Origin of the sequence: Methylobacterium sp. (assembly GCF_019750675.1) — a bacterium.
Lineage (GTDB): Bacteria > Pseudomonadota > Alphaproteobacteria > Rhizobiales > Beijerinckiaceae > Methylobacterium.
Genome location: NZ_JAIEOF010000252.1, coordinates 12,950 through 30,642, shown reverse-complemented (window position 1 = coordinate 30,642; position 17,693 = coordinate 12,950). Strand labels below are relative to the sequence as shown.

Annotated in this window: 17 protein-coding genes; 5 read left to right on the top strand and 12 right to left on the bottom strand. The window is 72.3% G+C overall.

Going from position 1 to position 17,693, the window contains the following annotated elements; translation table 11 throughout:
• Window positions 1–45 precede the first annotated feature (45 nt).
• The gene (locus tag K2X24_RS13100; protein WP_292498775.1) at window positions 46–927 is read right to left on the bottom strand and encodes an extensin family protein; all 882 of its coding nucleotides are present in this window, start codon (window positions 925–927) and stop codon (window positions 46–48) included.
• 110 nt (window positions 928–1,037) lie between these two features.
• On the opposite strand from K2X24_RS13100, the gene K2X24_RS13095 reads away from it, so the two are divergent.
• A complete protein-coding gene (locus K2X24_RS13095) occupies window positions 1,038–2,276 on the top strand; it encodes an amidase (RefSeq protein WP_292498773.1) in 1,239 nt (412 codons plus the stop codon).
• Between the two features lie 81 nt (window positions 2,277–2,357).
• On the top strand, window positions 2,358–3,125 hold the full coding sequence (locus K2X24_RS13090; protein WP_292498771.1) for a methyltransferase domain-containing protein: 768 nt from the start codon (window positions 2,358–2,360) through the stop codon (window positions 3,123–3,125).
• A 36-nt stretch (window positions 3,126–3,161) separates the two neighbouring features.
• Here K2X24_RS13090 and metW read toward each other — a convergent pair whose 3' ends face one another.
• Together metW and K2X24_RS13080 are read right to left on the bottom strand one after the other, a co-directional pair.
• Window positions 3,162–3,842 carry a methionine biosynthesis protein MetW gene (metW, locus tag K2X24_RS13085; RefSeq protein WP_292498768.1) on the bottom strand — a complete coding sequence of 227 codons (681 nt, stop codon included), beginning with the start codon at window positions 3,840–3,842 and terminating at the stop codon, window positions 3,162–3,164.
• An 8-nt stretch (window positions 3,843–3,850) separates the two neighbouring features.
• Window positions 3,851–5,068 (bottom strand): homoserine O-acetyltransferase, encoded by a 1,218-nt coding sequence (locus K2X24_RS13080; protein ID WP_283205920.1) that lies wholly within the window; start codon window positions 5,066–5,068, stop codon window positions 3,851–3,853.
• Between the two features lie 250 nt (window positions 5,069–5,318).
• On the opposite strand from K2X24_RS13080, the gene K2X24_RS13075 reads away from it, so the two are divergent.
• The 3 genes from K2X24_RS13075 to K2X24_RS13065 all read left to right on the top strand — a co-directional run bounded on the left by K2X24_RS13075 (window position 5,319) and on the right by K2X24_RS13065 (window position 8,386).
• Window positions 5,319–6,182, top strand: coding sequence for a chorismate mutase (locus K2X24_RS13075; RefSeq protein WP_292498765.1), 864 nt, complete (start codon window positions 5,319–5,321; stop codon window positions 6,180–6,182).
• A gap of 130 nt (window positions 6,183–6,312) precedes the next feature.
• Entirely contained in the window at window positions 6,313–7,452 is a 1,140-nt protein-coding gene (locus K2X24_RS13070; protein WP_292498762.1) for a histidinol-phosphate transaminase, read from the top strand.
• Complete coding sequence (locus K2X24_RS13065; protein WP_292498758.1) at window positions 7,445–8,386, top strand: prephenate/arogenate dehydrogenase family protein; 942 nt, start codon at window positions 7,445–7,447, stop codon at window positions 8,384–8,386. Before K2X24_RS13070 ends, K2X24_RS13065 begins: the two co-directional genes overlap by 8 nt.
• 14 nt (window positions 8,387–8,400) lie before the next feature.
• Here the strand turns inward: K2X24_RS13065 and K2X24_RS13060 are convergent, their stop codons facing one another.
• The 9 genes from K2X24_RS13060 to K2X24_RS13020 all read right to left on the bottom strand — a co-directional run bounded on the left by K2X24_RS13060 (window position 8,401) and on the right by K2X24_RS13020 (window position 17,596).
• A complete protein-coding gene (locus K2X24_RS13060; protein WP_292498755.1) occupies window positions 8,401–9,501 on the bottom strand; it encodes a DUF2125 domain-containing protein in 1,101 nt (366 codons plus the stop codon).
• Window positions 9,502–9,662: 161 nt separating this feature from the next.
• Window positions 9,663–10,109: a hypothetical protein gene (locus K2X24_RS13055; RefSeq protein WP_292498752.1), complete on the bottom strand. Its 447-nt coding sequence runs from the start codon at window positions 10,107–10,109 to the stop codon at window positions 9,663–9,665.
• Window positions 10,110–10,234: 125 nt separating this feature from the next.
• Window positions 10,235–11,020 (bottom strand): 1-acyl-sn-glycerol-3-phosphate acyltransferase, encoded by a 786-nt coding sequence (locus tag K2X24_RS13050; RefSeq protein ID WP_292498749.1) that lies wholly within the window; start codon window positions 11,018–11,020, stop codon window positions 10,235–10,237.
• Between the two features lie 99 nt (window positions 11,021–11,119).
• On the bottom strand, window positions 11,120–12,868 hold the full coding sequence (ggt, locus tag K2X24_RS13045) for a gamma-glutamyltransferase (protein WP_292498746.1): 1,749 nt from the start codon (window positions 12,866–12,868) through the stop codon (window positions 11,120–11,122).
• A 1-nt stretch (window position 12,869) separates the two neighbouring features.
• A complete protein-coding gene (locus tag K2X24_RS13040) occupies window positions 12,870–13,370 on the bottom strand; it encodes a hypothetical protein (RefSeq protein ID WP_292498743.1) in 501 nt (166 codons plus the stop codon).
• A 7-nt stretch (window positions 13,371–13,377) separates the two neighbouring features.
• The gene (gene rlmN, locus K2X24_RS13035; protein WP_292498739.1) at window positions 13,378–14,673 is read right to left on the bottom strand and encodes a 23S rRNA (adenine(2503)-C(2))-methyltransferase RlmN; all 1,296 of its coding nucleotides are present in this window, start codon (window positions 14,671–14,673) and stop codon (window positions 13,378–13,380) included.
• Window positions 14,674–14,853: 180 nt separating this feature from the next.
• Entirely contained in the window at window positions 14,854–15,273 is a 420-nt protein-coding gene (locus tag K2X24_RS13030; RefSeq protein ID WP_292498736.1) for a hypothetical protein, read from the bottom strand.
• Window positions 15,274–15,362: 89 nt separating this feature from the next.
• On the bottom strand, window positions 15,363–16,067 hold the full coding sequence (locus tag K2X24_RS13025) for a uracil-DNA glycosylase (protein ID WP_292498733.1): 705 nt from the start codon (window positions 16,065–16,067) through the stop codon (window positions 15,363–15,365).
• On the bottom strand, window positions 16,067–17,596 hold the full coding sequence (locus K2X24_RS13020) for a bifunctional UDP-sugar hydrolase/5'-nucleotidase (protein ID WP_292498730.1): 1,530 nt from the start codon (window positions 17,594–17,596) through the stop codon (window positions 16,067–16,069). Before K2X24_RS13020 ends, K2X24_RS13025 begins: the two co-directional genes overlap by 1 nt.
• Window positions 17,597–17,693: the final 97 nt, after the last annotated feature.

The following is a 17,693-nucleotide window of genomic DNA, read 5'->3' as shown; positions in this document are numbered from 1 at the left end:
GGGTTCCAGTTGGCGTGCCTGGCGTTCAGACGTGTGCTTTCCTATCTAGGCGGTGGGGGGCGCGGGCGGGCGCGCCGGGGCATGGGCCAGTTGCGAGGCGGGCGGCCGGGCGGGCTGGCGCGCCGACATCGGGGTCACGCCGTAGGGATCGTCCTCCTCCACGTCGATGGGGGCCTGGGGCGGCGCCGGCAGGCGCTCCGGGGGACGCGGGCGGGCGGTGGCGCGGGCCGCGGCATCCGTACCGAGTTGCGGCACGAACTTGATCAGCGGCTGGCAGATGCGGCGCAGGCCGCGCGGGTCGTGCCGGGCGAGGTCCACGTGGATGTGGTCGTAGTGGAACACGTTCGAGCCCGGCGCCAGCACGGTGGAGAACCGGGCGCAGGCCCCGAGGAACACCTCGCGCAGGAAGGCCTGCTCGGCCTCGGTGCCGCGCCAGCCCCCCTTCACGGTGATGACGTAGCCGTCGGCGAGCTTGAACGACATGATGTCGACGGCATTGCCGAAGGAATGCTCGGAGAGCTTGGCGCCCACCTGGTTGTTGCGGCCCCGGCAGGCATAGGTGCCGGCGTTGATCTCGGCCACGGGCTGGCCGAAATACAGGTTCGCGGCCGGCTGGATGGTGTCGGCCAGCCAGGCCTCGGCCTCGGTGAGCGCCGGGCAGGCCAGGGTGACGCGCTGCTTCAGGGCGACGGTGCCCTTGCCCAGGCGGGTGACGCGGTAGGGCTGCAGCATGCCGCAGACGCCCGGCCCGCTGATCTCCTTCGACGGGGTGACGAACTCGGTCGTCTCCACGAGGCGCTTGGCGTTGCAGGCCTGCTCGGTCTGGTCACGCCATGCCTCGCGCTGCTCAAACTTGTTGAGTGCACAGCCGGTGAGGCCCGCGCCGAACAGCGTCAGGGCCGAGAACGCGAATACGCTACGCCACATGACCGCGAAGATGCGCAGGGTTGCGTAAACGATGCGTCAACGATGCGGTGCGGGCCCGCCTCCTGTGGACGGGTGTTGACAGGAGCCGGCCGAGACCGGACCAAGCCTCCATGCTCTCCCTCGTCGATCTCCGCACCCGCATCATTGCCGGCACCCTCGACCCCGCCGGCGCCATCCGCCTCGCCGAGGCCGCCATCGCGGCCCGCGACCCCGGCATCGGGGCGATCGTCAGCCGAAATCCGGCACCCGCGATCGCCGGCACGGGGCCGCTGGCGGGCATCGCCGTCGGGGTCAAGGACATCATCGACACCGCCGACCTGCCCACGCAGATGGGTTCGCCGATCTATGCCGGGTGGCAGCCGAAGGCGGATGCCGCCATCGTGGCGCGCCTGCGGGCGCTGGGCGCCGTACCCCTGATCAAGACCACGACCTCGCCCTTCGCGAGCCACGACCCCACCGCGACGGTGAACCCGCGCGACACCGGCCACACGCCGGGCGGCTCCTCGGCGGGCTCGGCCGCGGCCGTCGCCGCCGGGATGGTGCCCCTGGCCCTCGGTACCCAGACCGGCGGCTCGGTGATCCGGCCGGCGGCCTTCTGCGGGGTGGCGGCGATCAAGCCGTCCTTCCGCCTCCTGCCGACGGTCGGCGTGAAGACCTTCTCCTGGGCCCTCGACACCGTCGGGCTGTTCGGGGCCGGCATCCTCGACGTCGCCCAGGGCCTGAGCCTGATCGCCGACCGGCCCGCCCTCGACCTCGATCTCGACGCAGCCCCGCAGGCCCCCCGCATCGGCCTCTGCCTCCAGGGATTCGCCGATGCCCCCGATGCGGACGCCGTCGCCGCCCTGACCCGGGCCGCCCGCGCGGCGGAGGCCGCCGGCGCGCGGGTCGTCGACCTCGTCCTGCCGTCGCCGCTGCCGGATGCCTGGGCGTGCCACGCGATCATCCAGGATTACGAGGCCCGTCAGGCGCTGGCCTGGGAATACGCGCACCATCGGGCGCGGCTCAGCCCGGAACTCGGCGTGCAGCTCGACGCGGCGCAGGATCTCGTGGCCGCCCAGTACGACGCGGCGCGCCGCTCCGCCCACCGGGCCCGGCGCGTCCTCAAGGACCTGTTCGGGGAGTTCGACGCGATCCTCACGCTGTCGGCCCCGGGCCGGGCGCCGGCCGGCCTCGGCACCACGGGCGACGCGCGCTTCAACCGCCTCTGGACTCTGATGGGCGTGCCCTGCGTCACCGTCCCGGTCCCCGGCGACGGCCTGCCGCTGGGCGTACAGGTCGTCGCCCGCTTCGGCGACGATGCCCGGGCGCTCGCCGTGGCGGGGATGATCGAGCGGGCCCTCGCGGCGTAGCGCCCGGAACACCTTGAGCCGACGAGAGCGAGGGGCTATCGCCCCGCTCGTCCCCAACCCGTGCCACCGACGGTCGCCCCGATGCATCCCTGGAAACAGGCCGTGGCCCGGGCCTTCGACGGGGCCGAGGGCTATGACCGGGCGGCGGCGATCCAGGCCACGGTGGCGGACCGTCTCGCGCGTCGGATCGGCCGCGAGGTCCTGGCGCCGGCACCGCGCATCCTCGAGGTCGGCTGCGGCACCGGCTTGCTGACCGAGGCTCTGCGCCGTCGCGTCCCGGACGGCGACGTCGTCGCCTCGGACATCGCCCCCGCCATGGTGCGACGCTGCCGCGCCCGCTTCACCGGGGCCGCCAGCCCGACCTTCCTCGTCATGGATGCGGAGCGGCCCGCCCTGGCGCCCGGCTTCGACCTGATCGCATCGAGCCTCGCCGCGCAATGGTTCGCGGATCTGCCCGGAACCCTGGCGGCTCTCGCCGCCCTCCTGGCCCCCGGCGGCCTGCTCGCGGTGGCGACCCTCGGCGCGGGCACCTTCGCCGAGTGGCGGGCCGCGCACGCCGCGCTCGGCCTGGAGGCGGCCACGCCGACCTATCCGACCCTGGGGGAGCTTGCCGCGCTGACGGTCCCGGGCTGCGCCCTCGCGGTCTCCGCCGAGCCCCTGGTCGAGGCCCATGCCGACGGCCGCGCCTTTCTCAACGCGCTGCGGGCCATCGGCGCCGGGACGCCGGGCACGTCCGAACCCCTCTCGCCCGGCACGATGCGGCGCGTGCTGCGGGGCTTCGAGGCGGGGGGCTCGCGGGTGACCTACGAGGTCGCGACCCTGCTCATCCGACGCGCCAAACAGGGTTAAGAGTTTTCACGTGCAACAGGCCGGACCGAACCGTGCTTAGGCGTTGGACCCGGCCGCGCCCCGGCGCAGCAGGAACACACCCTGCGCGCCCATCAGGTTCCAGACCCACCAGGGCATCGCGAAGCGCATCGGCCGGCCCCTGGCATCGAGGGCGGTGGCCTTCTCGATTTCGGCGTTCACCGTCCGGCACAGGCCGACGAAGTCGCGGATCGTGCAATGGTGGATGTTCTGGGTCTCGTACCATTCCTCCGGCATCAGGGCCGTGACCGGCATGCGCCCGCGGAGCGCCAGCTCCGAGCGCACGCGCCAATGGCCGAAATTCGGGAACGAGATGATGACCTGCCGGCCGATGCGCAGGAGATGCTCCAGCACGATGCGCGGGTTGCGGGTCGCCTGGATGGTCTGGGACAGGACCACCACGTCGAAGGCGTCGTCGGGATAGTTCGCCAGATCGGTGTCGGCATCGCCCTGGATCACCGGCAAGCCGCGAGCGAGGCAGGCGTTCACCCCCTCCCGCGACAGCTCGATGCCGCGCCCGTCGACGCCGCGCCGGTCGCGCAGCAGGGCCAGCAGGGCGCCGTCGCCGCAGCCGATGTCGAGGACCCGGGCATTGGCCGGCACTAGGTCGAGCACCACGAGGTGGTCGACGCGGGTGTCGCCCGCTTCCGCGCGCGGCAGCGTCTCCGCCGTCTCCCAGGGCCGGTGGGCCTGCGCCACGGGTCCCGTCACAGGCCGCGGGCCCGGGCGGCGGCGTCGATGAAGCCGCGGGCGGCGGCGAACATCGCGGGCTCGTCGAGGAGGAAGGCGTCGTGGCCCTTGTCGCTCTCGACCTCAACGAACGCCACCGGGGCCGAGGCCGCGTTCAGGGCATGCACGATGGCGCGGGATTCGGAGGTCGGGAACAGCCAGTCGGAGGTGAAGGACATCACGCAGAACCGGGTCTTGGTGCCCTTGAAGGCGTTGGCGAGCACGCCGCCCTGGTCGGCGGCGAGGTCGAAGTAGTCCATCGCCCGGGTGAGGTAGAGATAGGCGTTGGCGTCGAAGCGCTCGACGAAGCTGAGGCCCTGGTGGCGCAGGTAGCTCTCGATCTGGAAGTCGGCGTTGAACGAGAAGGTCGGCGCCGAGCCGCCCTGGAAGCGGCGCCCGAACTTGCGGTGCAGGGCCGGCTCCGACAGGTAGGTGATGTGCGCGCCCATGCGGGCCACACCCAGGCCCTTGGCCGGGCGGGTGCCGGCCTCGAGGTAGCGCCCCTCGGCCCAGGCCGGATCGGCCATGATCGCCTGCCGGCCGACCTCGTGGAAGGCGATGTTCTGCGCCGAGTGGCGCGGACCCGTGGCGATCGGCATCGCGGCGAAGACCCGCTCGGGGTAGCTCGCCGCCCATTGCAGCACCTGCATGCCGCCCATGGAGCCGCCGATACAGAGGAAGAGGTCGCGGATGCCGAGCCGGTCGAGCAGCATCGCCTGGGCGCGGACCATGTCGCGGATGGTCACCAGGGGGAAGTCGAGTCCGTAGGCGCGGCCCGTCGCCGGATCGATCGAGGCCGGGCCGGTGGAGCCCATGCACGAGCCGACGACGTTCGAACACACGACGAAGTAGCGGTCGGTGTCCACGGGCTTGCCCGGCCCCACCAGGGTCTCCCACCAGCCGCGCTTGCCCGTCACCGGATGGGTGTGGGCGAAGTGCTGGTCGCCGGTGAGCGCGTGGCAGATCAGCACGGCGTTGGAGCGGTCCGCGTTGAGGGTGCCGGCCGTCTGGTAGGCGATCTGGAACGGCGCGAGCTGCACGCCGGCATCCATCGCCAGGGGCTCGTCCGGCCCGAACCGCGCCACGAGGCCCTTCGGCTCGTGGGCCTGGGAGACCTCGGCGCCCGGCGCGTCGGCGCGGGCCGATACGTCTTCGGGCGTGCCGACTTTCAGGGCGGTATCCAGCGACATGGTGATGAAACGGGTTGGAGGAGACGGCGCGTCGGTCCGGGGCGGGACGGCTCGGCGTGCCATCCGAGGATCAGGACCATGCGTCCGTGAGGCGTTGAGGTAGTGTGCGCTTCCTCACGCGTCAACGAAAGGGCGCGGCTGCAACGCCGTGCTCTGGCCCTTCGGCCCGCACGATCGTAGACCGTTCGGCGGCGACGGGGAGGCGAGACCCCGGCGACGGAACTTCCCTTAACCACCGCACCCTCGCGAGCCCCCGATGCGCTTTACGACGAGACCCGCGCCGCCCCTCGACAACCTCGGCGACCTGCGCGCCGAGATCGACCGGATCGACGCCGAGATGCACGCCCTGCTGATCCAGCGCGGGTCGATCATCGACCGGCTGATCGCGGTCAAGCGCACCTCGGCCAGCGGCTCGGCCTTCCGCCCCGGGCGCGAGGCCTCGATGATGCGGCGCGTGGCCGAGCGCCATCGCGGACTGCTGCCGCTGGACACCGTGGAGGGCATCTGGCGGGTCATCATCGCGACCTTCACCTACGTGCAGGCGCCGTTCTCGGTGCATGCCGACATCTCGGGCGGGGATGCGCCGATGCGCGATTCCGCCCGCTTCCACTTCGGCTTCACGGTGCCCTACCGGCCGCACCCCACCTGCCTCGCGGTGATCGAGGCGGTGGCCGCCTCTCGCGGCGACCTCGGCATCTTCCGCCTCGATCCGGACGGCTCGGGTCCCTCCACCGACGCGGCACCCTGGTGGGAAGGGCTCGTCGGCGAGGGCCGCCCCAAGGTCATCGCGCGCCTGCCCTTCATCGAGCGCCCGACCCACCCGGCCGGCACACCCGTCTTCGTGGTCTCGAATCCGCTGGACGATCCGGCCGCCGCCCAGCGCGATTGGGTGCTGCACGCCACCCGCGTCGCGGCCTGGGAGCCGGAGGCCATGCGCGCCCTGCAGGACCTCTACGGCGAGGTCGTCGCCCGCGCCCCCGGGCCGGGCGGGCACGGCCTCCTCCTCGCCGTCCCGGGCGGGGTCAGCGCCCGGCAGCTGCACGAGGCCCTGACCCGGGCCGGCGCCGCGCCCAAGACCCTCGACGAGATCGGCAGCCACGCCGCCCGCTTCCGGGTCTGAGGCGCGGGGCCTGCAGCAAGAGGCTCCGGGGCGAGGCTGGTCCGGGGCACGGGGCCGGCTCGCAAAGCCGGGCGAGCTTTGTTAGACGGGCGCTTCGCCGACGAACCGGCGGCCCCCAGGTCTCGTCCTCATGTCCTCTGCCCCGATATCCTCCGCCCCCCTGGCTCCCTCGCGCCCGGTGCCCCGCCCCGGCGTCCTCGCCATCGAGGCCTACGTGCCCGGCAAGAGCGGGGCGCCCGGTCTGGCCAAGGTCCACAAGCTCTCCTCGAACGAGACGCCGCTGGGCCCGAGCCCGAAGGCGGTGGCGGCGATGCGGGCGGAGGCCGCCAAGCTCGAGCTCTATCCGGACGGCACCGCGGCCCGCCTGCGCGAAGCGATCGCGACCCGCTACGGCCTCGATCCGGCGCGGATCGTCTGCGGCGCCGGATCGGACGAGCTGCTGTCCTTCCTGGCCTACGCCTATCTCGGCGCGGGCGACGAGGGGATCTTCACCGAGCACGGCTTCCTGGTCTACCGGATCGCGATCCTGGCCGCGGGCGGCACCCCCGTGGTGGTGAAGGAGCGGGATCTCCGCGCCGATGTCGACGCACTGCTGGCCGCCGTCACGCCGCGTACCAAGATCGTCTACCTCGCCAATCCCAACAACCCGACCGGCACCTACCTGCCCTTCGACGAGGTGCGGCGCCTGCATGCGGGGCTGCCGCCCCACGTCCTCCTCGTCCTCGACGGCGCCTATGCCGAGTACGTGCGGGCCAACGACTACAGCGCCGGCCTCGACCTCGTGCTCGAGGCCAACAACGTCGTGATGACCCGGACCTTCTCGAAGATCCACGGGCTCGCGGCCCTGCGCATCGGCTGGATGGTCGCGCCGCCCGAGGTGGCCGACGCGGTCAACCGCATCCGGGGGCCGTTCAACCTGTCGGGAGCCGGCATCGCGGCGGGCGCGGCCGCCATCGCGGACGACGCGCACGTGGCCGCGGCGGTGGCCCACAACGACACCTGGCTCGCCGCGATGACGGAGGCGGTTCGCGATCTCGGCCTCGCGGTGACGCCGAGCGTCGCCAACTTCATCCTCGTCCACTTCCCCGCCGAGGCCGGCCGGAGCGCGGCGGAGGCCGACGCCTTCCTGACCAAGCGGGGCGTCATCACCCGCCGGGTCTCCTCCTACGGCCTGCCGGATGCCTTGCGGGTCACCATCGGCGGCGAGGAGGCGAACCGCGCCTTCCTCGACGCCCTGACCGCCTTCGTGCGGGGCGAGACCCGTGCCTGAGATCGACGCGCGTCCCCTGGACACCCTGGCCATCGTCGGCCTCGGGCTGATCGGCTCCTCGATCGCCCGCGGCGCCCGGCAGTTCGGCCTCGCCCGGCGCATCGTCGCCATCGACCGCGACGAAGCGGTGCTGGAGCGGGTGCGGGCGCTGAACCTCGCCGACGACGCCACCGACGACCTCGCCGCCGGCGTGGCAGGGGCGGACCTCGTCATCCTGTGCGTGCCGGTGGGGGCCGTGGGCGCGGTGGCGCAGATCATGGGTCCGGCCCTGAGGCCGGGGGCCATCGTCTCGGATGTCGGTTCGGTCAAGGCCTCGGTGGTGGCGGCCGTCGCGCCGCATCTGCCGGCCGGCGTGCATTTCGTGCCCGCGCACCCCGTGGCCGGCACCGAGTATTCCGGACCGGATGCCGGGTTCTCGACCCTGTTCTCCGGGCGCTGGTGCATCCTCACCCCGGCCGAGGACACCGACCCGGCGGCGACGGCCCGGGTCCAGGCCTTCTGGGAGGGCCTGCGCGCCATCGTCGAGACGATGACGCCGGAGCATCACGACCTCGTCCTGGCGATCACCAGCCACGTGCCGCACCTCATCGCCTACAACATCGTGGGCACGGCGGCCGACCTGGAGGCCGTGACGCAATCCGAGGTGATCAAGTTCTCGGCCGGCGGCTTTCGCGACTTCACCCGCATCGCCGCCTCCGACCCGACCATGTGGCGGGACGTGTTCCTGACCAACAAGGACGCGGTGCTGGAGATGCTCGGGCGCTTCAACGAGGATCTCGCCGCGCTCGCCCGGGCGATCCGCTGGGGCGACGGCGAGGCCCTGCACGACCTGTTCACGCGCACCCGGGCCATCCGCCGCGGCATCGTCGCCATGGGCCAGGAGACGGCGGAGGCCGATTTCGGCCGCGGCCGGCCGAGCGACCCGGCGGCCTGAGGGCGCGACGCCGCTCAGTAGAGCGGCGGCAGCTGCACGTTGGGGATCGGGAACGGACCGAGCATCAGCCGGCCGTCCGCGAGCCGCAGGGGCGGCAGCGCCTTGAGGGCGTCGTTGGCCGGCGCGGCCACGCCCGCATCGGCGCTGGCCTGATTCCGGCGGCCGCCGAGGAGCTGGCCGACGAGGCTTCCGATGAGCGCCCCTTTCTCCGCGCCGAAGCGCTGGCCCATGATCTGACCGACCAGGGCCTCGACGCCGGCGGCGCGCAGGTCGAGCTGCCCTTGCGGCCGGTGGGCCGCATCGAGGTCGAGGCTACCCTTGGCCTGGAGCCGGCGCTCGCCCTTGGCCAGCGACAGGAGGGCGAGGTCGAGGCTGCCACCCGCCCGGCGCCAATCGTCGAGTTCCTTCGCCACCGTGCCGGTGCCGAGCGCGTTCGCCCGGTTGACCGTGGCATCGACGGCGAGATCGGCCGGATCGGTATTGCCCAGCGCCGCGTCCGCGAGCGGCAAGCGGATGCCGGTTACGCGCAGGCTGGTGTCGACGGCACCGTCCGTGGCGAAGCGGCCGGGCGTCGGGCGGGCGTGGAACTCGAGATGCTTCGTGTCGAAGTCGATCGGATCGGGCTCGGCCCCGCGCACGCTGCCCTTGGCGTCGTTCGCCACCAGGGAGGCGCGCACGAAGCCGTCGGAGGCGCCGTGGAAGCTGCCAACCAGGGAGGTCCAGGTGGCGTCCGCGACGAGATCGCCCTGCTCCACGTGGAACGGGCCGCCGACTTCGAGGATCCCCTGGCGCGGCTGGTAGACCTGAACCACCGCCGTGACGGGCCCGAGGGTGAAGCGGCTGTCGGATCGGCTGAAGGCGAGGGCGGCGCAGCGCAGTTCGATGCGGAACGGATAGCCGGTGATGCTGCGGTCCGCGCACGTCCAGCTGCGGCCGGCGGCCTGCTCGCGGGTCAGCCAGGCATCCATCTCGGATGCGGCGCGATGGCGGATGAAGAACCAGCCGATCGACCAGGCGACCACCAGGACGGCGAGGAGGATGTAGGGAAGGAACAGCCCCTTGCGCGAGGGGGGCTTACGCGACGGGGAACTGGCCGGGATCGGACTCTGCGCCATCGGGTCTTCGTATCCTGCGCTCGCATCGGGGACCGCGACCGGATCGGGCGTCCCGCCTTACGCTTGGCAGGGTTTCGGAGGCGAAAGCATGGCGGACATCGAAGGTCCGCTGATCGGAATCCTCGTGCCGCGCGCGGACGCGACGCGCATCGACGCCGCGCTCAGTGCGCGGCGTCGGCCTTCTGCTCGGCGCCGAGATCGGCGACGATCGCCTCGCGCTCGGCCTCGTCCTCGGCGAGGCGGTGCACGTGCATCTCGGTGGCGCCCTTGTGGCGTGCCCGGGCGACCCAGTTGCGGTGAAGGCGCTCGCGCGGGCTCTGCCCGGCGGAGGCCACCGAGACCAGTTCGCCGGTGCCGGAGGCGTCGCGGCGCACCGCCAGCACCACGGCCTCGCCCATGTCGTCGAGTTCCGGCTCGGCGAGTTCGTGGATGCCGACCACGTAGCGCCGGCCCGAGCGTCCGCGCCAAGCGCTCAGCACCAGGGCGGGCGTGCCGCGAAGGCCGGCCGTCGTCCTCAGGCGTTCTTCCCGCACTTCCTGTCTCCGTGCTCGATCGTCCTTCAGGTCGCGGAGTGCGGCCGACCAGGACAGGGCTCTCTTGTTCGCCATTTGTTCCACATTAGTCTTAACGTTTCGTTGGCGTCAAGGATGACGCCCAGTGTCCTTTCAGATGGGGTTCGGGCGAGTTATCCACAAGCGCCGGAGCGCCCGGGCGGGCCGTCCGCGGGGCGCGGTCAGGCGACGCGGGAGTCGGTCTCGCGGGCGTCCGTCGAGACTTCCGGGACCGCGTGGCCGCGCGCGGCGAGCGCGGCCCGGCTGGCGGCCAGGAGCCTGTCCGAAGCGGTCTCGATGCGCTCCTGCACGGCCTCGAGGAAGCGGGCCCGGTCGAGGCCGGGCGGGATCGGGGGCAGGAACTCGATCACCGTGGTTCCGGGCCGGCGCACGAGTCTGCGGCGCGGCCAGTACAGGCCGGTATCGAGGGCCACCGGCAGGCAGGGCACCCCGAGGGCGGCGTAGAGGTGGGTGAGGCCGAGCTTGTAGGCGGGGGGCGCACCGGGGGGACGGCGCGTGCCCTCGGGGAAGATGATGAGCTGGCGCTGGTCACGGATGGCGTCGGCGGCCGCCTCGTTCATGGCGCTCATGGCCCGCGCGCCCTTGCTCCGGTCGATGGCGACCATGCCGGAGCGCGAGAGATACCAGCCGATCAGCGGGATCCAGAGCAGTTCGCGCTTCAGGATGTAGGCGAAATCCGGAAAGCAGGTGACGAGGGCCAGGGTCTCCAGGGCCGACTGGTGCTTGGCCGCCACCAGCAGCGGCCCCGGCGGAATGTTCTCGACGCCCCGGAACTCCACCGTGATGCCGCCCACGATCCGCAGCAGCCAGAGGGTCACGCGCGCCCAGAACTGCGCCAGCCGGATCACCGCGCGGCGGGAGACGAAGGTCGGCAGTCCGCCGATCGCGATGAGCGTGGTGGCGACGTAGAAGGCGAGGTTGAACGCGAGTGAACGAACGAGAAGCATCGGGAACCCGGATGAGACAGCCCGGAACGGAGCGCGGCCCAAATCTCCTGTAGCGTGCGCCGCCGCCGCAGGCCATCCGGACGCGGGAATGCCTGGGCCTCAGTAGCCGTCGGCGAGGGTTCCGCGCTGGCGTGGGTCGGCGGCGCCGGCCAGCAGGCCGTCGGCGGCCTCGATCGAGTTGGCCGAGCCGGAGGTCGTCCCGACCTTGATGCGGTGGCCGCGGGCCCGCAGCAGCGCCAGGGTGTCGGGGGAAAGGCCCTCCTCGGCCATCAGCACGTCGGGCTGCCACTGGTGGTGGATGCGCGGGGCGGCGACCGCTTCAGCGAGATTCATGCGGAAGTCGAGCACGTTGACGATGACCTGCAGCACCGTCGAGATGATGCGGCTGCCTCCCGGGCTCCCCGTCACCAGGACGAGCCGGCCGTCGCGGAACACGAAGGCGGGGGTCATCGAGGAAAGCGGCCGGGCGCCGGGCGAAACCGCGTTGGCGACGCTGCCGACGAGACCGTAGGCGTTGAGGGCGCCGGGCTTGGCCGAGAAATCGTCCATCTCGTTGTTGAGGAGCACGCCCGTGCCCTCGGCCACGAGGCCGAGCCCGTACGAGAAGTTCAGGGTCGTGGTGTTCGAGACCGCGTTGCCGGCGCCGTCGACCACCGAGAAATGCGTGGTCTGGTCGGATTCGAAGGGGAGGGGGTCGCCCGCCTTCACCTCGGCGGCGGGCCGGGCGCGGACGGGGTCGATGCCGGCCCGCAGGCGCGCCGCGTAGGGCTTGGCGATCAGGCCCTCCACCGGCACCTGCGTGCGGGCGGGATCGCCGAGCCAGGTCGCCCGGTCGGCATAGGCCGGCTTCATCGCCTCGGTTAAGGTGTGGAGCGCGTCCGCGCTGCCTGCGCCCATGCGGGCGAGGTCGAAGCCCTCCAGCACGTTCAGGATCTCGATGAGGTGGATGCCACCCGAACTCGGCGGCGGCATCGAGGCGATGGCATAGCCCCGGTAGGTGCCCCGCACGGGCTCGCGGACCACCGGACGATAGGCGGCCAGATCAGCCGCCGTCATCACGCCGCCGGCCTCGCGGACGGCAGCCGCGATGCGCTCCGCGACCGCGCCGGTGTGGAACGCGTCCGGCCCGTCCCTGGCGATGTGGGCCAGGGTGTCGGCGAGGTCCGCCTGGACCAGCCGGTCGCCGCGCTGGAGGGGTTTGTCGCCCGAGAAAAAGATTTTTCGCGATGAGGGCCAGCGGCCCAGCAGGCCGGCGGCGCGGGGCAGGGAATCGGCCAGCCCCGATTCCACCGGGATACCCGCGCGGGCGAGCTTTTCCGCCGGGGCGATGAGGTCGGCCAGGGTGAACCGGCCCGAGCCGTAGAGGCGGTGCGCCTCGGCGAGACCCCGCACTGTGCCGGGCACCCCCACCGCCTTGCCGGTGCGGGTGGAGGCGGCGCGATCCGGCTCGCCCTTCCCGTCGAGGAACATGTCGGAGCGGGCAGCGGCCGGGGCGGTCTCGCGATAATCGAGGGCGACCGTCTCGTCGCCTTCGGCGCGGTGGATCATCATGAAGCCGCCACCGCCGAGGTTGCCGGCCCGCGGCAAGGTCACCGCGAGGGCAAAGCCCACCGCCACGGCGGCATCGACGGCGTTGCCGCCGGCCTTGAGGATGTCGACGCCGACGCGGGTGGCCTGCGCCTCCTGCGACGAGACCATCCCGTGGGCGCCCAGCACCGGCAGCAGGCGTGCGTCGTCGGATTGGATCGGCGGCGGCTCGGGCACGCCTTGTGCGAAACTCGGCGGGAGACCCGACCCCGTGGCGGCCAGAACCAACGCGAGGGCGATGCGCGAGGGGGTGAGCCGCATGTCAGGCGCGTCCGTTCTCGGATGGTGCACCGGCATGCCGGCCGGCGATCAACCAGTAGACGAGGCCGGAGGCCGCGCCGGTGAGAAACAGCACCGCCGTGATGCGCCCCTCCAGGACCAGGGCGTCCGCGCTCGGCCCGGTCCGGGTGAGGCCGCGCGCGAGCCAGGGCACCAGAGCGGTGAGGAGGCCGGTGCCGGCGCCGTACCAGGTCGCGGCGCGCCAGCCGAGGACCGCACCCAGCACCGCCATCAGGGCGGGCGGCACCACCAGGAGTACGAACAGGGCGCGGCCGATGGCGGCGAGGGCGAACAGCAGGGTCTCGGGACCGATCCCGGAGGCGAGGTCCTCGAGGCCCGTGAACAGGCCGACGAGGCCGAGGCGCGAGAGCGTCTCGCTGGTGGCCGGGTCCAGCATAGCCCCGAGGGCGAGCACGGCGGCTCCGCACGGGATCGCCAGGATCAGGGCGAGGCCCGCGACGAACAGAAACCCGAGAGCACGCACGCCCGTCTCAGTCTTCGTCGCCGTCGTCGGCACCCGCGTAGACGCCTTCGGCGCCGATGCCGTCCTCCAGCATCATCCGGGCGCGGGCGCGCAGCTTCTCGGTCTCGCTCTTGAGCTGGCCGCAGGCGGCTAGGATGTCGCGCCCGCGCGGGGTGCGGACAGGAGACGCATAGCCGGCTTCGTAGATGATTTCCGAGAAGCGCTCGATACGCTCCCAATCGGAACATTCGTAGGCGCTGCCCGGCCAGGGGTTGAACGGGATCAGGTTGATCTTGGCCGGGATCCCCTTGAGCAGGCGCACGAGTTCGCGGGCATCCGCGTCGCTGTCGTTGACGCCCTTGAGCATCACGTACTCGAAGGTGATGCGGCGGGCGTTGTTGAGGCCGGGGTAGGACCGGCAGGCGGCCAGCAGCTCGGCCAGCGGATACTTGCGGTTCAGGGGCACGAGGGTGTCGCGGATATCGTCGCGCACCGCGTGCAGGGAGATCGCCAGCATGGCGTGGGCCTCGTCGCCGAGGCGCTGCATCTGCGGCACGACGCCGGAGGTCGAGACGGTGATGCGCCGGCGCGAGAGCCCGAGACCCTCCTGGTCGGCCATGACGCCGACCGCGTCGACGACGTTGTCGAGATTGTAGAGCGGCTCGCCCATGCCCATGAAGACGATGTTGGTGACCTTGCGCCGGGTCTCGTCCTCGCCCGGCGCCGTCGGGTTCTGGCCGGCCCAGTCGTTGAGCTGGTCGCGGGCCACCACGAGCTGGGCCGTGATCTCGGCCGCCGTCAGGTTGCGCACGAGGCGCTGCGTGCCGGTATGGCAGAACGAGCAGGTGAGGGTGCAGCCGACCTGGCTCGAGACGCAGAGCGTGCCGCGCCCGCGCCCCGGAATGTAGACGCACTCGATCTCGGCGCCCCGGTTGTGGTCGTGCTTGCCGGTGGGCGCCATCCGCATCAGCCACTTGCGGGTACCGTCCCGCGAGACCTGCTCGGTGATCACCTCGGGCCGGTCGAGGGTGTAGGCTTGCGCCAGCTGGGCCTTCAGGCCCTTGCCGACATTGGTCATGTCGTCGAAGGCCTTGGCGCCGCGCACGTTGAGCCAGTGCCAGATCTGGCCCGAGCGCATGCGCTGCTCGCGCTCGGAGACGCCGATGGCGCCGAGCCGACCTTTCAGCTGCTCGCGGGTGAGCCCCACCAGGGACGAGCGCCCGATTGACGCGTTGTCGATCTGGGGCTCGAACTCGGGCCGCTTCTCGATTGCGGGAACGGCGCTCGCGTCGCGCCGGGCGGTGTCGAACGACGCCGTCGCCATGATGTTGAATAACCTTCGGACTTGGAATGGGTCCGATATAGGCGATTCAAGGCCGAAACGCGAATGCGGGGCCGAACTGTCCCTGGATCATGGGACGCGCTCGAGGGCGGCCGATCCCCCGCGCCACCGGCCATCGCCCGGTTTCGCCCGGGCGATGGTTAATTTTCTCTAGAAAGCTTTTTACTGCGCCGGCTTCCCATCGGCCGGCGCTGCGGGTGCGTCGGCGGCGGGTGCCGGCAGCAGCACGTTCTTGCTCACGTTGCCCTCGGGGCCGTACTCGCCGGCGACCGCCAGACAGGCCTTCTCGCGGTTGAGCTGCATCTGGTTCGACATCAGGGCGAACATGGTCTGCACCTTCGCGCCGAAGGGACCGCGCGGGCTGACATCGGCGGCGCGGACGTTCTGCTTCTCCAGCAGCGCGTCGAACTCCTCGGTGCCGATGCGGTAGCCGCAGACATTGGCGGCGGCGAAGATGTAGGCCGCGAATTCGAGCGCGCGGGGAGAGGGCGCGTTTCGGATCTGGCCTTGCGCGGGAAGCATCTGGGCCGGGAGCGCGAGGCACGCGGCGAGGCCGGCGGCCAGCAGGGGACGGGTGAGCATGGGGGCGTTCCTTACGCGCGGATTCTGAGGCTCCGCTTAGGCGCCTCACATAGATCGCGCCCGCGCCTCGTCAAATCCCGCCGCTCGCCTCAGCCGAGGCGCCAGTCGACGGGGCTCAGCCCGCGCGCCGCGCGCCAGGCGTTGGCGGCCGCGAAGGGGCGCGTGCCGGGAAAGTCCCGCGCGCGATTGAGCGGGGACGGATGCCCCGATTCGATGAGCCCGTGGCGCTCGGCGTCCACCAGGGCGGCCCGGGCCTTCGCCTGGGCGCCCCAGAGCAGGAAGACCGCTGGCTCGGGCCGGGCGGAGACGGCCGCGACGGCCTGGTCGGTCAGGTCCGACCAGCCGAAGCGCAGGTGCGCGCCCGCCTTGCCGGCCTCCACCGTGAGGGCGGCGTTGAGGAGGAGGACGCCCTGGCGCGCCCACGGCGTCAGGTCGCCCCGCGTCGGCTTGGCCGACGGGGCGCCCGGCTCGGCGAGTTCGGCCAGGATCACCTTGAGGGAGGCGGGCAGGCGCCGTGCACCCACATACGAGAAGGCGAGGCCGTTGGCGTCGCCCGGGGTCGGGTAGGGGTCCTGGCCGAGGATGACGATCTTCACGCACTCCAGGGGCGTGAGGGTCAGCGCGTTGAAGATGGCCTCCGGCGCCGGCAGCACCTGCGCGCCGGCCGCGATGCGGGCATCGACCCGGGCGGCCACCGCGTCGGCGGCGCCGCCTCCGAAGAAAGGCAGGGCGAGCCAGGACGAGCCGGAGGCGCGGAAGCGCGCGAGGGCGTCGGCGACGGGCGTGTCGGACATCAGCGGACCAGGATGCGCCCCTCGGCGGGGGCGGGAAGGGGTGCGTGGGCCCGGATATAGGCGATGACTTCGTTGGCCACGAGCTTCCCGTCGCTCCGGCCCACCAGGGTACGGCCACGGGCGAGTTCGCCGTAGCCGTTGCCGCCCTCGTAGAGGAAGTCGTTCGCCGCGACCGTGTAGGTGCGCTCCGGCTCGATCGGTGCGCCATCCACGGTCAGGGCGGTGATCCGCCGGCCCACCGGCGCGGCGGGATCGACGGTCACGACGAGGCCGGAGACGTGCGGGAAGCGCCCGGCCGGGCGGCCCCAGTCGGCGAGCGCCCCCTCGAGCAGCGTGCGCACCTGTGCACCGGTCAGCGAGACCATCACGATGGTGTTGCCGAAGGGCAGTTCGCTGAGGATGTCGCGCCGCGTCAGCGTCGTCTGCGCGGGGTAGAGCTGGTTGCCCCGGATGCCGCCACCGTTGATGACCGCGATCTCGGCGCCGGTCGAGGCCCGCATCGCATCCGCCACGAGGTTGCCGAAGCTCGCCTCCCGGACCCGGACCGACGCCGTCCGGCTGTCGAGGGGATCGCGGATCTGTCCCACCGGCAGGGCGAGCTCGCGGGAGAGCGAGGCCTCCAGGCGCCGCACCACGGCCAGGGTCTCGGGATCGGGGGTGACTTGAGCGGAATCGTGGATGCGGAAGCTCGGTCGCCACGCGACGCTGCGCGTCCGGCCGCTGCCGCTCACGGTGGCGGTGACGTCGATGGCGGTGACGTACTGGGCGTCGTAGCCGGATTCGGCCATGGCCGTCTGGCCGTCGTAGCGCAGCACGAGATCGTGGTCGTGGCCCGAGAGCAGGATGTCCACGAGGCGCGCGGCCACGATGGCGTCGTCCGTGGCCCGGTCGGTGTGGCCGATGCCGACGACGAGGTCGACGCCCTCCATGCGCAGGGCCTGGACCTGACGGGACAGCGTCTCGATCTCGGGCTCGAAGCGTAAGGTGCCGGCCTGCGACTTCTCGGGCGTGCTCGCCAGCGCGATCCCGACCAGCCCGACCCGGAGGCCCCCGAGGGGCACCACCATGCGGTCGCGCAGGCCGGGGAGCGGGCGGCCGCCCTCGTCGCGCAGGTTGGCGGCCAGCACCGGGAAGGTCGCCTCGCCCATGCGCTGGGCGAAGATGGCCGGGCCGAAATCGAACTCGTGGTTGCCCGGCACGAAGACGTCCGGGGGGGCGATGTTGAGGAGTTCGATGATGTGCGCGCCGCGGTCGATCCCCGACATCAGCGAGGGCGAGAGCGTGTCGCCCGCGTGGACGTAGAGCAGCGGCACGCCGCGGGCCCGCTCGGCCTTCACGATGGCGGCGAGGCGCGCGAAGCCGCCCCGGCCGTCGGCTTCGGCCATCTGGTAGAGGTCGTTGACGAGGAGCAGGGTGAAGGTCGGATCGGATGCCGGCGCCGGTGCGGCCGCGGCCGTGCCACCGAGGCCGGCGGCGAGGCCCGCTCCGAGGCCGAGGCCGAGCGTCTGGCGGCGGTTGGGGCTCGTCATGGCAGGCGTCTCGCGGGGCGGGCGGCGCGATGCCGCCACGGGGCACCCCGTATTTAAGATACCGTCGACGAAGGTGCTACGACGGCGGACCCGGCGC

Coding starts and splice junctions, on each gene's coding strand:
- K2X24_RS13100 (WP_292498775.1), bottom strand. CDS start 927: ATGTGGCGTAGCGTATTCGCGTTCTCGGCCCTGACGCTGTTCGGCGCG.
- K2X24_RS13095 (WP_292498773.1), top strand. CDS start 1,038: ATGCTCTCCCTCGTCGATCTCCGCACCCGCATCATTGCCGGCACCCTC.
- K2X24_RS13090 (WP_292498771.1), top strand. CDS start 2,358: ATGCATCCCTGGAAACAGGCCGTGGCCCGGGCCTTCGACGGGGCCGAG.
- K2X24_RS13075 (WP_292498765.1), top strand. CDS start 5,319: ATGCGCTTTACGACGAGACCCGCGCCGCCCCTCGACAACCTCGGCGAC.
- K2X24_RS13070 (WP_292498762.1), top strand. CDS start 6,313: ATGTCCTCTGCCCCGATATCCTCCGCCCCCCTGGCTCCCTCGCGCCCG.
- K2X24_RS13060 (WP_292498755.1), bottom strand. CDS start 9,501: ATGGCGCAGAGTCCGATCCCGGCCAGTTCCCCGTCGCGTAAGCCCCCC.
- K2X24_RS13055 (WP_292498752.1), bottom strand. CDS start 10,109: ATGGCGAACAAGAGAGCCCTGTCCTGGTCGGCCGCACTCCGCGACCTG.
- K2X24_RS13050 (WP_292498749.1), bottom strand. CDS start 11,020: ATGCTTCTCGTTCGTTCACTCGCGTTCAACCTCGCCTTCTACGTCGCC.
- ggt (WP_292498746.1), bottom strand. CDS start 12,868: ATGCGGCTCACCCCCTCGCGCATCGCCCTCGCGTTGGTTCTGGCCGCC.
- rlmN (WP_292498739.1), bottom strand. CDS start 14,673: ATGGCGACGGCGTCGTTCGACACCGCCCGGCGCGACGCGAGCGCCGTT.
- K2X24_RS13030 (WP_292498736.1), bottom strand. CDS start 15,273: ATGCTCACCCGTCCCCTGCTGGCCGCCGGCCTCGCCGCGTGCCTCGCG.
- K2X24_RS13025 (WP_292498733.1), bottom strand. CDS start 16,067: ATGTCCGACACGCCCGTCGCCGACGCCCTCGCGCGCTTCCGCGCCTCC.
- K2X24_RS13020 (WP_292498730.1), bottom strand. CDS start 17,596: ATGACGAGCCCCAACCGCCGCCAGACGCTCGGCCTCGGCCTCGGAGCG.